Below are 14,041 nucleotides of genomic sequence, written 5' to 3'. Positions count from 1 at the left end.
ACCACGTGCAACTCTCCGATGATCCGGAAGGAACGACATGAGCTCGCCCGCGACGACGCAGTCCGACATGCCGCCAGGCGCACCCGGCGACCGCAGCGCACGCACACTCGCCGGAGCGCTGTTCGCCGCGCTGTTCGTCGGCGGCCTCATCACGACGAGCATCCTCGTCCCGGCGTCCGCGCCGCCGAACCGGCCGGACTCGGCCGCGACCGACATCCAGCGCTACTTCCTGGAGAACGGAGGAGTCGCCGAACTGCAGGCACTGACCCAGACCACGGCGGCGTTCCTGCTCGTGCTGTTCATCGGCTCGCTGGCCGCCATGGTGCGCCGCCTGGAATCCGAGCGGTCCGGCCTGGCCGAGACGGTGACCTCGGGCGGGATCGTCGCCGCGGCCTTCCTCGCCGTGTCGGCGCTGCTCGCCGGGACGCTGGGCGCCGAACAGATCAGCGACAGTCCCGCGACCGTCAGCGCACTGCGCCAGCTGAGCTTCTTCATCGGCGGGGTCGGTCACACGGTGGGCCTCGGGGTGCTGGTCGGAGCGGTGTCGCTGGCCGCGCATCGCGCGCGTGCGCTGCCGCGCTGGCTGACCGTGGCCGGCCTGGTGTCCGCGACGCTGTCGATGTTGTCGCTGCTGTCGATCGTCGTCTTCGCGGCCAACCTGTTCATCCCGCTCGGGCGGTTCTCCGGCTTGCTCGTCATCGCCGCGACCAGTCTGCTGATGTTCACCGGCCGGGTGGGGCGCGAGCCCGCGAAGACGTCCGTGACCGCGTCGATCGCCGGTGGCGTCGGGGTCGTCGTGCTGGCGATGGCGATGACGATCCTCGTCTAGCGGCCAGGGAAAAGCGGAACGCCGCCGTGCTCGCGAGCACGGCGGCGTTCTCGTGCGCCCACGCCTGCGCGCCGTCCGTGGATCCGGGGGCGTGAAAGTCCGTTCCGTGGGTACCCGTTCCGGCACCACGATCGAAGGGAGAACTTTCGTACTCATGGCGGAGGACAGGCGGACGAAGCAGGATCCCACGCCGGGCGAGGATCCACGCGAGATCGACCGGGAACAGACCGCGGACGCGGACGTCCGCGAGACCGGACCCCACGACGGCCTGGTCCATGGACAGCGCCCGCACGGCGGTCTCGGCACCAGCGCGGACGCGCCAGGTCGTGACCTCGACGAACTCCGCGACGCTCCGGAGGTGACGAAGCTGCGAGAGCAGAGCTGAGCGGTGCCGGACAGCAGCTTCCCCGCATCGACCCGTGTCACCGGGACGGTCCCGACGAAAAAGATGCCGGCGCCGCGTCATAGTGACGCCCGCGGCCTGTCTTGTCGGTCAGCACGGTGATTCCGTGCAACGGCGACAACGGAGGTTCTCATGTACGGATACGACGGTCAGACGAGCCAGGACAAGCAGCGCAAGGGCCGGCACCGCGGGGCGCCGATGTCGCTGCTGCAGCAGCTGCGGGCCGGGCGCGGCACCCGCCGCCCGGTGGTGGGCGAGCGGACGCCGGGTGTGCGCCGCGCACGCCGCCAGCAGCATCCCTGACGCGGGCGTGCTCAGCTCAGTGCCAAACCCACGGTCAGCAGGGCGGCGAAGGCGAGCTCGGTGAGCCCGGTCATCCGCAGCGAGGGGATCAACGCCGCACCGGTGGCCTTGCGGGCCACCGGGCGCGCCGTCGCCACCGCGAGTGGGACGCACACCAGAGCCAGAGCAATCCATGGCCCGTCGAGCACGGCCAGACCGGCCGCCACGACGAACGGCACGGCCAGCAACGTCAGGTACAGCAGCCGGCTGCGCTGCTCACCGAGGAAGACCGCGAGTGTGCGTTTGCCGCCGGCCGCGTCGGTGTGGACGTCGCGCAGATTGTTCACCAGCATGAGCGCGCACGCGAGACAGCCGACGGCGACGGCGGTCGCGACCGACACCGCAGTGATCCGGCCGGCCTGGACGTAGGTCGTGCCGGTGACCGCGACCAGGCCGAAGAACACGAACACCGACACCTCGCCGAGGCCCCGATAGCCGTACGGCCGGTCGCCGCCGGTGTAGAACCAGGCCGCGGCGATGCTCGCCGCGCCGACGGCGAGCAGCCACCAGTGCTGCGACCAGGCGACCAGCGCCAGCCCCGACACCGCGGCCGTGGCGAAGCTCGCCCAGGCCGCCGCGCGCACCGTCGACGGGCGCGCCGCCGCCGAACCCACCAGACGGAACGGGCCCACCCGGTCGGCGTCCGTGCCGCGGATCCCGTCGGAGTAGTCGTTCGCGTAGTTGACGCCCACCTGCAGCGCCAGGCCGACGACGAGAGCCAGCAGGGCACGGCCCAGGTGGGCGTCGTCCACTGCGGCGGCCGCGCCGGTTCCGGCGAGCACCGGCGACACGGCCGCGGGCAACGTCCGCAGCCTGGCGCCCTCGATCCACTGGGCGGCGGTGGCCATCTACCGCGCCGCCTTCGGGTCGGGGCCGTGCCGGTCGGCGAGTCCGAGCTGGTCGGCGAGTGCGAGCCGGTCCGGCTTCCCGCCCGGCAGATGGGGTAGCGCCTCGACCACGATCAACTCCTTGGGGGCGTAGGCCACGGGTGCCTCGCGGCGGACATGGGAGCGGACGGACTCCAGGGGCGGCGGCTGATCGGGGTCGGCCGGGACCACGGCGGTGACGATCCGCTGCCCCCATCGCTCGTCCGGGCGCGCGACGCTGAGAGCCTCGTGCACCCCGGGATGCCCGGCGACGGCGAGGTCGACCGCCGCGAGCGGGACGTTCTCGCCGCCGGTGACGGCCACGTCGTCCACCCGCCCGGTCACCACCAGCCGGCCGAGGCCGTCCAGGTGCCCGAGGTCGGCGGTGGTGAACCAGCCGCCCGCGAACACGTCGTCGAGGTCCGGGCGCAGCCGGTACCCGCTCGCCAGCATCGGACCGCGCAGCCGCACTCGTCCGTCGGTGACGTCGACCCGGACCCCGTCGAGCGGGTGCCCGTCGTACACGCATCCACCGCAGGTCTCGGTCATGCCGTAGGTGGTGACGACGGTGACGCCGGCCGCGCGGGCGCGGTCGACCAGCTCGCCGGTCGCCGCGCCGCCGCCGACCAGGACCGCGTCGTAGCCGCCCAGCGCGTCGAGCGCGGCCCCGCCCTCGTCCAGCACGGCGCCGAGCTGGCGCGGAACCAGCGCGGTGTAGCGACGCCGCCGCGACGTGAACAGCCGCATGCTGGCCGCGGCGAAGGACTCCGGATCGAACCCTCCGGTCAGGTCGAGAGCGACCGGCTCGGTGCCGGCAACGACCGAGCGCGCCAGCACCATCAGGCCCGCGATGTGGGTGGCCGGGACGGCCAGCAGCCAGCGGCCCGGCCCGCCGATGCGTTCGTGGGTGGCGTCGGCGCCGGCGCGCACCGAGGACGCGGGCAGCTCGACGCCTTTCGGCCGCCCCGTCGAACCGGAGGTCGGCACGACGAACGCGGTGCCGTCGGGAACCGGCTCGGAGGGGCGCAGCTCAGCCAGCAGCGCGTCGCGGCCGGCCTCGTTCCGCGGCAGCGGCAGCACGGCCGGCCCGTCGCCGAGCGCCGCGGCGACCATCGGCAGGAGGCGGGGTACGACCGCCGGCCCGAGCGGCACGTCGACGGTGACGAGCCCTCGGCCCTGCGTCTGTTCGGCCGGGCTGGACGTGTGCATGACGACGGTCAGCATACGGACCTCGCCGGCGTCGGGCAGCACCGGCTGCTCCGGCGACGAAGCCTGGCATACCGGGCGGACGGGGCGCTCCGGTGTATCGCGGCAACCGGGACGTCGCGATCAGTAGTACCAGGGGAACCGTGACCAGTCCGGCTCCCGCTTCTCCAGGAAGGCGTCGCGGCCCTCGACCGCCTCGTCGGTCATGTACGCCAGCCGGGTCGCCTCGCCGGCGAAGACCTGCTGGCCGACCATGCCGTCGTCGACCGCGTTGAACGCGAACTTCAGCATCCGCTGCGCCGTCGGGCTCTTGCCGTTGATCTTCGCCGCCCAGGCCAGCGCGGTGTCCTCGAGCTGGGCGTGCGGCACGACCGCGTTCACCATGCCCATCCGGTGCGCGTCGTCGGCGGAGTACTCGTCACCGAGGAAGAAGATCTCGCGGGCGAACTTCTGGCCGACCTGCCGGGCCAGATAGGCCGAGCCGAAGCCGCCGTCGAACGAGCCGACGTCGGCGTCGGTCTGCTTGAACCGGGCGTGTTCGGCGCTGGCCAGGGTCAGGTCGCACACGACGTGCAGGCTGTGCCCGCCGCCGGCGGCCCAGCCGGGAACCACGGCGATGACCACCTTCGGCATGAACCGGATGAGCCGCTGCACCTCGAGGATGTGCAGCCGTCCGGCGCGCGCCGGGTCGGCGGTCTCCTCGGTGTCGCCCGCGGCGTACCGGTAGCCGGATCGGCCCCGGACCCGCTGGTCGCCTCCGGAGCAGAAGGCCCAGCCGCCGTCCTTCGGGGACGGTCCGTTTCCGGTCACGAGCACGCAGCCGACGTCGGAGGTCCTGCGCGCGTGATCCAGCGCCTGGTACAGCTCGTCCACGGTGTGCGGCCGGAAGGCGTTGCGGACCTCCGGGCGGTCGAACGCGATCCGCACCGTCCCGCGCACGCCGGCCTCGTCGACATGCCGGTGGTACGTGATGTCGGTGAACTCGAAACCCTCGACCGGTTGCCAGCGGTCGGGATCGAACGGTCGGCTCGTCACGCCGGTACGCTAGCGGGTACCGGCGCCGAACCGCTCGGCCCGGGGCGGAACGGATCATCGTCCCGCAACGTCTGACAGGACATGAGCTCGCCGGGTCGGGGCCGACATGCGTCGGTGATCATGGAAAATGGGAGCATGAAGTACCGCGTCACGGCCGGTGCCGGCCTTCTCGCTCTGGTGGCGGCAGCGGTGTTCGTCCTGGTGGGCGGGACCGACGGTGGACAACCCTCGGGCTCCGCCGGCACCACTACGGGCCGGCCCACCGCTACGGTGCTGGTCGCGCCGCCGTCCCCGGCCGACGAGAAGCCCGCCGGAGCCGTGCGCGCCGCGCACCGGCCGGCAGGGTCCGCGGGCAACCTGGTGCTGACCGCGCCCGCCCAGGTGCAGCCCGGGCATCAGGCGACGTTCGGCGGCCGCTGGAGCTCCGGCGACGGCGAACGTGTCGACGGCGCCGTCGATCTCCAGCGCATCGACGACAACTCCTGGTCCACCGTGACGTCCATGCAGTTCGAGGACGGCGTCGGTGAGGTCGCTGCGCAGGTGAACGGCTCCGGCGTGTACCGGCTCGCATACGGCGGCAGCGACAAGGTCGGCGCCGCCGTGTCCGCCGTGCGCGTGGTCCTGACCGGCGAAACCCTCGACTCGCGTATCACCGCCACCGCCGAGAGCGCCGAGGACGGCACGGTCAGCGTGACCGCCGCCTGGACGACCACCGGTGGCGTGCCGATCACCGGCGATCTGGTGCTTCAGCAGGAAGCCGACGAGGGCTGGAAGAAGGTGACCACGGTCACCACGAACCGCAAGGGCACCGCGGTGGCCGAGGTCGAGGCGCAGGACACCGCGCGGTTCCGGTTCTCCTACCCCGGCGGTGACCGGTTCGGGCCCGTCGTCAGCGACCCCGCGGTCGCGCTCGGCGACGACGTCCGCACCATCCCCGTCGACGTGTGTGACGACTCCGGTGACCTCGACGTGCTGCCGAACGGTGTCGGCTGCCACTACCAGCCGGTGTCCGCGGGCACGTTCGTGGCGGCGCACGACTACCTGGGCAACGCGTGGTGGAACTCCATCCCGATCGGGTCGTACGTCGAGCTCACCGGTGAGCTGCCCGGTCTCTACGAGGTGGTCGACCGCGTGATCGCGCCCGCTCGCGGCGCAGCGCTCGGCCCGGCCTCGGACTGGACATGCGGGTCGTCCTGCGACGTGATCCTGCAGACCTGCCAGGGCAAGAACACCGGATTCACGTGGTTGCGTCGTGTCGGCGACGGCCCGGAGGACCTGGCGCAGCAGTAGCGCCCGTTGCCCGAAGTGACCGCCGCCGTGGCACGGTCGCTCGCGTCAGGGGCTCGCGGAGAAACGGTGTGAAGGTGATGCCGTGTGGGCGACACGACCTTCACACCGTTCGTTCGTGAGCCCCGCCGCCGTGATCACGGGGACCGGCGCGCACCGGTTCCGCCGCCATGCCCCGACGGTGCGCCTTCCGGAGGACGGGGCAAGGCAGAATCTATCGGGTGAACCCTTCGACGTCGACCGCCCGCGCACTGGTCGCGGAGCTGGCTCGGCTGGGTGTGCGGCAGGTCGTTCTGGCCCCCGGATCCCGCAGCGCCCCGCTCGCCTACGCCCTCGCCGATGCCGGACCGGCAGTCCGGCTGCACGTGCGCCTCGACGAGCGCGTCGCCGCGTTCACCGCGCTGGGCCTGTCTCGTGGCGGAGCGCCGGCCGCGGTGGTCACGACCTCGGGGACGGCGGCGGCGAACCTGCACCCGGCGGTTCTGGAGGCCGCGCACGCGGGTGTCCCGCTGGTCGTGCTCACGGCGGACCGTCCGCACGAGATGCGCGGCACCGGCGCCAACCAGACGACCGATCAGGTGCGGTTGTTCGGCACCGCCCCCCGGTTCTTCGCCGACGTTCCCGCAGCGTACGGCCGCGCGGGCGAGGACGACGATCTGCGGTCGCTGCTGGCCCGTGCCGTCGCGTCGGCGACCGGCGAGCGCAGCGGCGACCCCGGGCCGGTCCACCTCAACGTGGCCTTCCGGGATCCGCTGGTGCCGGACACCGACACGTCGCCGGACACCGACACGTCGCCGGACACCGACACGTCGCCGGAGCCGACGACGGAGCCGGCCGCGGACCCGGACCGCCCGGCCACCCGGGTCGAGGGGTTCGCGCCCCCGGCGCCGGTGTCACTGGACGCTCACGCCGCGACGGTGGTCGTCGCCGGCGACCGGGCCGGGCCGCAGGCACGGATGGTCGCCGAGTACGGCGGATACCCGCTGCTCGCCGAGCCGTCCTCCGGTGCGCGCCGGGGCGGGAACGCCGTGGGCCCGTACCGGCTGCTGCTGGAGCACCCCGATCTCGGCGGGCGGATCGAGCGGGTGCTCGTCTACGGCCATCCGACCCTGTCGCGACCGGTCGAGGCGCTGCTGGCGCGCCGCGACGTGGAGGTCGTCGTGGTCGCCGACCGGCCGCCCCGGTGGCCGGACTCCGCGCGTCGAGCGGACCGCGTCGTGCCGGCCGTGGCCCCCGAGCCGGAACGCGGCTCGCAGGGGTGGCTCGACCGCTGGCAGCGAGCCGGCGCTGTGGCGCAGCGGGCGATCGACGCGGTGCTGGCGGACGCGACGTCGACCGGCCCCGCCGTCGCGGCGCAGGTGTGGGCGGCCACGTCCGGCACCCCGCTGGTCGTGGGTTCGTCGAACCCGATCCGCGACCTGGACCTGGTGGCCGAACCGCCAGCACACGACCTGTCGGTGCTGGCCAACCGCGGCCTGTCGGGCATCGACGGGACCGTGTCGACGGCGTCGGGCGTGGCGCTGGCCACCGGGCGCCCGGTCCGGGCGCTTGTCGGCGACCTGACGTTGCTGCACGACGCCGGCGGGTTGCTGGTCGGGCCGCTGGAGAACGGCCCGGACCTGCAGATCGTCGTCGTCAACGACGACGGCGGCGGGATCTTCACGCTGCTGGAGCACGGCGAGCCGGCCAACGTGGACGTGTTCGAGCGGGTCTTCGGCACGCCGCACGGCGCCGACCTGGCGGCGCTGTGCGCAGGGTACGGCGCCGAGCACACCCGGGTGAGCGACGCCGGGCAGTTGCGCGACGTGCTCGCGGCCCCTTCGTCCGGGCGCAGTGTGGTGGAGGTCCGCACCGACCGGTCCGCGCTGCGTGACCTGCACGAGCGTCTTCGCTCCGCGGTGACCGCGGCGGTCGCCGACACGGCCGGGCTCAGCCGTGCAGCCGGGCGCCCTTGAGGATCTTGTCGACGGCGTTGCGTGGTCCGTGCAGCCCCAGCCCGACCAGCGCCAGGTCGTCGCGGCCGACCGCGCCGACGGCGGCACGGTTCGCCTCGTCGTGCGCGGTCGTGAACAGCTCCTCGGTGAACACCACGACCGTCAGGCCGCGCTCGACGGCCTTGCGGTGGGCACGGGTGATCAGCTCGCCGTCGGCCTCGAACACCAGCACCGGCTGCCTGAACATCGGCGTGTAGGCGGTACCGTCCGCGTCCGCGTACGGCTCACCGAGCAGTTCGTCGTCGGCGGCGATACCGCTGGACAGGAACGCGGTGACGTTGAGCCGTTGCCACGTGGCCAGGTCCTCGCGCAGCGCGACCGCGATCTTCGTATCGAAACGGGCATTGGTCGTCATGCCGTCGATGCTTCTCGCCGACCGGCGTCGACGTCTTGTACGTTCCTGGCATGGCCCATGATGCGCGTGTCACGGCGTGGCGGCCAGGGGTCGGCGGTGTCCGCGAGGTCTTCCACGCCAGTTTCGTCGACCACGCGTACCCGACGCACACGCACGACGCGTGGACGGTGCTGATCCTCGACGACGGCGCCATCCGTTACGACCTCGACCGGCGCCACCACGGCGCCGCCGCGGACCGCAGCGTGACCCTGCTGCCGCCGCACGTGGCTCATGACGGGCGTTCGGCCCGCCCGTCCGGTTTCCGTAAGCGGGTGCTCTACCTCGAACCCGAGGTGCTGGGCACGGAGCTGATCGGCGCGGCGGTCGACACACCGACGTTCGCCGACCCCGTCCTGCGCACGCGCGTGCACCAGGTGCACCACGTGCTCGGCTCACCGGGCGAGACACTGGAGGCGCAGACCCGGCTCGCGTTCGTACGGGAACGGCTCCGGTTTCATCTCGGTGCCCGCCCGGGCACGCCGGACCTGCGGCCCGGCGTGGCCGACGACCTGCGTGACCTGCTGGACGAGCACGTCGTCGACGGTCTGACGCTGGACCGGGCGGCCGCGATGCTGGGGGCGCACCCCACGCACCTGGTGCGGGCGTTCACCGGGCGGTTCGGGCTGCCGCCGCACGCCTACCTCACCGGCCGCCGGGTCGACGCCGCACGTCGCCTGCTGCTGTCGGGAAGCCCGCCGTCGGAGGCCGCGGTCGCCGCCGGATTCTACGACCAGGCCCATCTGAGCAGGCACTTCACCCGGTACCTCGGCGTGCCGCCCGGGCGCTACCGAGCGGGTGGAATCGTCGTCGGACGGCGATGACGAACTGCGTCACCAGGATCGTGCACGCGTCACCAGGCATGCAGGGGTGGTGACGCAGGGAATTCCATGGTGAACGTGATCATTTGTCAGCCGGACAGCGCGTCGCGCATCGGGACGAGTTTGGCGACGCTCTCGGCGAGCTCGGCCTCGGGGTCGGAGCCGGCGACGATGCCGCAGCCGGCGAACAGCCGCATCCGCGAGTCGTCCGCGCGGTCGAGGGCGGCGCAGCGCAGCGCGATGCCCCACTCGCCGTCGCCGTCGCCGTCGATCCAGCCGACCGGTCCGGCGTAGCGGCCGCGGTCGAGGTCCTCGATCTCGCGGATCAGCTCGCGCGCGGCCGACGTCGGCGTGCCGCCGACCGCCGCGGAGGGGTGCAGCGCGGAGGCCAGGCCGAGCGCGGACGAGCCGTCGGAGGCGACACCGGCCAGATCGGTCGCCAGGTGCATGACGTTCGGCAGGTGCAGCACGAACGGGGCCTCGGGCACGTTCATGCTGGAGCAGAACGGGTCCAGCGCGTTGGCCACCGAGCGCACGGCGTACTCGTGCTCCTCGAGGTCCTTGCTCGAGCGCGCGAGCGAGGCGGCCAGCGCGAGGTCGTGGGCGTCGTCGCCGCTGCGGCGGATCGTTCCGGCGAGGACACGCGAGGTCACCAGGCCCCGCTCGCGGCGCACGAGCAGCTCCGGAGTGGCGCCGAGCAGCCCGTCGACGCTGAACGTCCAGCACCGGGGGTAGCGCTCGGCGAGGCGCTGGATGGGCCAGCGCTGGTCGATACGGGCGGCGCTCTCGGCGATCATGTCGCGCGCGAGCACCACCTTCTCCAGGTCGCCGGCGTTGATCCGGCTGACCGCCTCGGCGACGATGCGCTCCCACTCCGTCCCGTCGTGCGACCCGTCCGCGAAGGTGACCGCTTCCGGCCGGCGCGGCGCGGCGTCGGCGAGGACGTCGGGCAGTCCGGGGAGGTTGCCGGAGACACTGACCGTGGTCACCCACCAGCGCCCGCCGCGGTGTCCCACGACCGTCTCGGGCAGGACGAGTGTCGACGCGCCGGGCATGTCGTCGAAGGCGAACGAGCCGAACGCGACCGGCCCGGTGCCGGGCAGCCCCACCTCGTCCCGGACGACCGCCGTGCCCACCATCCGGCGCCACCAGCGGTCGGCGGTCGCGAACCGGTGCGGGCCGACCGTGTCGAACCGGGCGGCCTCGCCCCAGCCGACGATGCCCTCGCCGCGCCGGGTCCAGGCCATCGGCGCGTTCTCGGGGAGCAGGTCGAGCAACGGCCCGGGGGCGTCGATCTCCATGGTCCGTACGACCAGCGGGGCGCTCACGGGCACAGTCGTCACAGCAGCCAAGCGTACGGCGAACACCGGCACCGCCGCCGTGAGGGGAGTCACCCGTCCGGGTGCCTGTGCATCTAGGCTGGTCGGCCGTGACTCGTGCCTCCCTGGACAAGAATCCGCGTGAGGTCGCCGCGATGTTCGACGCCGTCGCCGATCGCTACGACCTCACCAACGACGTGCTGTCGATGGGCCAGGACCGGATGTGGCGCCGTGCGGTGGTCCGTTCGGTGGCGGCCGGGCCGGGCGATCGGGTCCTCGATCTTGCCGCCGGCACCGGCACGTCCAGCCAGCCGTTCCGGCAGGCCGGCGCCGACGTGGTGGCATGCGACTTCTCGCTCGGGATGCTGCGTGCCGGCAAGCGGCACGACCCGTCGCTGTGGTTCGTCGCCGGCGACGCGTTGCGGCTGCCGTTCGCCGACGCGACGTTCGACGCGGTGACGATCTCGTTCGGGTTGCGCAACGTGCACGACACCGAGGCGGCGCTGCGCGAGTTGCACCGGGTCACGCGGCCCGGCGGCCGGGTGGTCGTGTGCGAGTTCAGCCACCCGGTGTGGGCGCCGTTCCGGACGGTCTACGTCGAGTATCTGATGCGCGCGCTGCCGCCGGTGGCCCGTGCGGTGTCCAGCAGCCCGGACGCGTACGTCTACCTGGCCGACTCGATCCGCGCCTGGCCGGACCAGGCCGGGCTGGCCGTGCGGATGGCGGCGGCCGGCTGGACGTCGATCCGCTGGCGCAACCTGACCGGAGGCATCGTGGCGCTGCACCACGCGGTCCGGTAGGGCCCAGGGCAGAATTTCGCAACGCCACCGATGCGTAAATCTGCTGGTCATCCGGGTGCCCCGGCTCGTTCCCCCCTCCGGGTTACCCCTAGACTTGGCCCGAGAACGAGTTAGTGAACAAATTCACGAGCTTCCACAACGGACCACGACGTCGATGCGACCACCTGCCACCACCTACCACGGGACCCGGCGAGCGCGAGCCATGACAACGAGCGGTGAGGCGACGAACGGTCGGCGTGACCGTCCCGCTCCGGCGGACGGCGCCACCCCGGCGACTGCGGCCGGCACGGCTGTGTCGCCGATGCCGGCGCCGGCGGGCCCGGTACGCCACGGCTCCGGTGGTTCCGACGACGCGGACGTGATCGTCGTCGGTGCCGGGCCGGCGGGGGCGACCACCGCGTACCACCTGGCGCGCTCCGGGCTCGACGTGCTGTTGCTGGAGAAGTCGTCGTTCCCGCGGGACAAGATCTGTGGCGACGGGCTGACGCCGCGCGCGGTGCGCCAGCTCGTCCGCATGGGCGTGGACACCAGCGCGCCGGGGTGGATCCGGAACAAGGGCCTGCGGATCGTCGGCGGCGGCATGCGGCTGCACCTGCCCTGGCCCGAGCTGGCCAGCTACCCCGACTACGGCCTGGTCCGCACCCGCAACGACTTCGACCACCTGCTGGCCCGGCGCGCGGCCGAGGCGGGTGCCCGCCTGCGTGAGCACACCAACGTGACCGGACCGGTCGTCGACGAGCGGACCGGTCACGTCGTCGGCGTGCGCGCACGTCCGGTCGACGAGCGTGGCCGCCGGGCGGGGGAGACACGGACCCACCGCGCGCGGCTGGTGGTGGCCGCCGACGGCACCTCGTCGCGGCTGTCCACCGCGCTCGGCATCCACAAGCGCGACGACCGGCCGATGGCGGTCGCCGTGCGCACCTACTACGACAGCCCTCGCCACGACGACGACTGGATGGAGTCGTGGCTGGAGCTGTGGGCCGACCGCGACGACACCGGCCGCGGCGGCAAGGTGCTCCTGCCCGGATACGGGTGGATCTTCGGCACCGGCAACGGCACCAGCAACGTCGGGCTGGGCATCACCGACACGTCCGCGGCGTTCGGGCGGGTCGACTACAAGGACATGCTGCGCCGATGGGTGGCGCAGACACCCCCGGAGTGGGGCTTCAACGAGCAGAACCGGACCGCCGAGATCCGCAGCGCCGCCCTGCCGATGGGGTTCAACCGCCAGCCCCATTACAGTCGAGGGCTGCTTCTCGTGGGTGACGCGGGCGGCATGGTCAATCCCTTCAACGGCGAAGGCATCGACTACGCGATGGAGGCCGCGCATCTCGCCGCGACCGTCATCGCGGACGCGCTGTCCCGGGACGTCTCCGGACAGGAGCGAGTTCTGCAGGGCTATCCTGCGGCGCTGAAACACGAACACGGCGGCTACTTCACGCTCGGCCGCATCTTCGTCAGATTGATCGGTGACCCACGGATCATGAGAATCGCCACGAACCACGGCCTGCCGCGGCCTCGGCTGATGAAGTTCACGCTGAAGCTGCTGGCCAACCTGACCGACCACCGCGACGGCGACGCGTACGACCGCGTCATCAACGCGCTGACCCGACTGGCCCCGGCGGCGTGAGCGCTCCGGTGCGCACCAGCGAGCGGCCACGCCCGACGAGCGAGGAGGCGAAGGTGACCAGCGACCGAGTCGATGTCGAGAAAGGTGATCTCGCGTGAGCCTGTATGCCCCGGTCATCGGCCTCATCATCATCGCCGCACTGTTCGCGGTCGGGTCGGTCGTGGTGTCGACCGTCGTCGGCCCGAAGCGGTACAACCGGGCGCGCCTGGACTCCTACGAGTGTGGCGTCGAGCCGACGCCGCAGCCGGTGGGCGGCGGCCGGTTCCCGATCAAGTACTACCTGACCGCGATGACCTTCATCATCTTCGACATCGAGATCATCTTCCTGTACCCGTGGGCGGTCCGCTTCGACCAGCTCGGCGTCTTCGGGTTCCTGGCGATGGTGACGTTCATCGTGCTGATCAGCGTGCCGTTCGTCTACGAATGGCGTCGCGGCGGCCTGGACTGGGACTGACATGACCCAGATGGATTGGAGGGCATGAGCCATGGGCTTCGAGGACAAGCTTCCGTCCGGTGTGCTGTTGAGCACGGTGGAAGACCTGCTCGGCTTCATGCGTAAGAGCTCGGTGTGGCCGGCGACCTTCGGCCTCGCGTGCTGCGCGATGGAGATGATGGCCTTCGGCGGGCCGCGGCACGACTCGTCGCGGTTCGGCATGGAGGTGTTCCGCGCGTCACCGCGCCAGGCCGACCTGATGATCGTCGCCGGTCGGGTCAGCCAGAAGATGGCTCCGGTGCTGCGCCAGATCTACGACCAGATGGCCGGCCCGAAGTGGGTCCTGTCGATGGGCGTGTGCGCCAGCACCGGCGGCATGTTCAACAACTACGCCATCGTGCAGGGCGTCGACCACGTCGTTCCGGTCGACGTCTACCTGCCCGGGTGCCCGCCGCGCCCGGAGATGCTCATGGACGCGATCCTGAAGCTGCACGAGCAGATCCAGAACGAGAAGCTCGGCCCGCACCGTGAGAACGCCGAGGCGGAGGCCGAGCAGGCGGCGCTCGAGGCGCCGGCGACGCACGAGATGAAGGGGCTGCTCCGGTGAGTCCGGACGACGCGAAGAAGCCGGACCCGATCTCCGAGGGCCGGGGCACCGACGACGGGTCGAAGGAGAAGGTGACCA

The 14,041-nt window shown here is 72.3% G+C and carries 15 protein-coding genes; 10 read left to right on the top strand and 5 right to left on the bottom strand.

The features are described 5' to 3' along the window. Positions 1-37 precede the first annotated feature (37 nt). From CLV30_RS23405 to CLV30_RS26735, 3 genes are all read left to right on the top strand, one after another. Positions 38-829: a hypothetical protein gene (locus tag CLV30_RS23405; RefSeq protein WP_106539661.1), complete on the top strand. Its 792-nt coding sequence runs from the start codon at positions 38-40 to the stop codon at positions 827-829. 154 nt (positions 830-983) lie between these two features. Further along, entirely contained in the window at positions 984-1,214 is a 231-nt protein-coding gene (locus CLV30_RS23400) for a hypothetical protein (protein WP_106539660.1), read from the top strand. 150 nt (positions 1,215-1,364) lie between these two features. After that, positions 1,365-1,535: a hypothetical protein gene (locus CLV30_RS26735; RefSeq protein ID WP_165358760.1), complete on the top strand. Its 171-nt coding sequence runs from the start codon at positions 1,365-1,367 to the stop codon at positions 1,533-1,535. 11 nt (positions 1,536-1,546) lie between these two features. On the opposite strand, the gene CLV30_RS23395 is transcribed toward CLV30_RS26735, so the two are convergent. From CLV30_RS23395 to CLV30_RS23385, 3 genes are all read right to left on the bottom strand, one after another. Next, positions 1,547-2,422 (bottom strand): 1,4-dihydroxy-2-naphthoate polyprenyltransferase, encoded by an 876-nt coding sequence (locus CLV30_RS23395; protein WP_106539659.1) that lies wholly within the window; start codon positions 2,420-2,422, stop codon positions 1,547-1,549. Beyond that, on the bottom strand, positions 2,423-3,691 hold the full coding sequence (gene menE, locus CLV30_RS23390; RefSeq protein ID WP_205741112.1) for an o-succinylbenzoate--CoA ligase: 1,269 nt from the start codon (positions 3,689-3,691) through the stop codon (positions 2,423-2,425). 78 nt (positions 3,692-3,769) lie between these two features. Then, positions 3,770-4,681, bottom strand: a complete 912-nt coding sequence (locus CLV30_RS23385) for a 1,4-dihydroxy-2-naphthoyl-CoA synthase (protein ID WP_106539658.1) — start codon at positions 4,679-4,681, stop codon at positions 3,770-3,772. A 135-nt stretch (positions 4,682-4,816) separates the two neighbouring features. Between CLV30_RS23385 and CLV30_RS23380 the strand changes: the two genes are divergently transcribed. Beyond that, a complete protein-coding gene (locus CLV30_RS23380) occupies positions 4,817-5,971 on the top strand; it encodes a hypothetical protein (protein ID WP_106539657.1) in 1,155 nt (384 codons plus the stop codon). A 218-nt stretch (positions 5,972-6,189) separates the two neighbouring features. Next, positions 6,190-7,923 (top strand): 2-succinyl-5-enolpyruvyl-6-hydroxy-3-cyclohexene-1-carboxylic-acid synthase, encoded by a 1,734-nt coding sequence (gene menD, locus CLV30_RS23375; RefSeq protein ID WP_205741113.1) that lies wholly within the window; start codon positions 6,190-6,192, stop codon positions 7,921-7,923. On the opposite strand, the gene CLV30_RS23370 is transcribed toward menD, so the two are convergent. Further along, positions 7,898-8,317: a DUF2000 domain-containing protein gene (locus CLV30_RS23370; RefSeq protein WP_106539655.1), complete on the bottom strand. Its 420-nt coding sequence runs from the start codon at positions 8,315-8,317 to the stop codon at positions 7,898-7,900. The two genes, menD and CLV30_RS23370, sit on opposite strands and share 26 nt — an antisense overlap. 50 nt (positions 8,318-8,367) lie before the next feature. On the opposite strand from CLV30_RS23370, the gene CLV30_RS23365 reads away from it, so the two are divergent. After that, the gene (locus CLV30_RS23365; RefSeq protein WP_106539654.1) at positions 8,368-9,177 is read left to right on the top strand and encodes an AraC family transcriptional regulator; all 810 of its coding nucleotides are present in this window, start codon (positions 8,368-8,370) and stop codon (positions 9,175-9,177) included. Between the two features lie 86 nt (positions 9,178-9,263). Here the strand turns inward: CLV30_RS23365 and CLV30_RS23360 are convergent, their stop codons facing one another. Then, a complete protein-coding gene (locus CLV30_RS23360) occupies positions 9,264-10,475 on the bottom strand; it encodes an isochorismate synthase (RefSeq protein WP_106539695.1) in 1,212 nt (403 codons plus the stop codon). Positions 10,476-10,603: 128 nt separating this feature from the next. Here CLV30_RS23360 and CLV30_RS23355 point away from each other — a divergent pair, with 128 nt between their 5' ends. From CLV30_RS23355 to CLV30_RS23340, 4 genes are all read left to right on the top strand, one after another. Then, positions 10,604-11,293 carry a demethylmenaquinone methyltransferase gene (locus CLV30_RS23355; RefSeq protein WP_106539653.1) on the top strand — a complete coding sequence of 230 codons (690 nt, stop codon included), beginning with the start codon at positions 10,604-10,606 and terminating at the stop codon, positions 11,291-11,293. A gap of 301 nt (positions 11,294-11,594) precedes the next feature. Then, positions 11,595-12,923, top strand: a complete 1,329-nt coding sequence (locus tag CLV30_RS23350; RefSeq protein WP_106539694.1) for a geranylgeranyl reductase family protein — start codon at positions 11,595-11,597, stop codon at positions 12,921-12,923. 94 nt (positions 12,924-13,017) lie between these two features. Next, positions 13,018-13,377 carry an NADH-quinone oxidoreductase subunit A gene (locus CLV30_RS23345; RefSeq protein ID WP_106539652.1) on the top strand — a complete coding sequence of 120 codons (360 nt, stop codon included), beginning with the start codon at positions 13,018-13,020 and terminating at the stop codon, positions 13,375-13,377. Positions 13,378-13,408: 31 nt separating this feature from the next. Next, positions 13,409-13,963 (top strand): NuoB/complex I 20 kDa subunit family protein, encoded by a 555-nt coding sequence (locus tag CLV30_RS23340; RefSeq protein WP_106539651.1) that lies wholly within the window; start codon positions 13,409-13,411, stop codon positions 13,961-13,963. The last annotated feature ends 78 nt before the right edge of the window (positions 13,964-14,041 follow it).

The sequence above is a fragment of the Haloactinopolyspora alba genome (genome assembly GCF_003014555.1).
Taxonomy (GTDB): Bacteria; Actinomycetota; Actinomycetes; order Jiangellales; family Jiangellaceae; genus Haloactinopolyspora; species Haloactinopolyspora alba.
The sequence above is the reverse complement of the archived record's forward strand: the minus strand, read 5'-3'. Positions and strand labels throughout refer to the sequence as shown.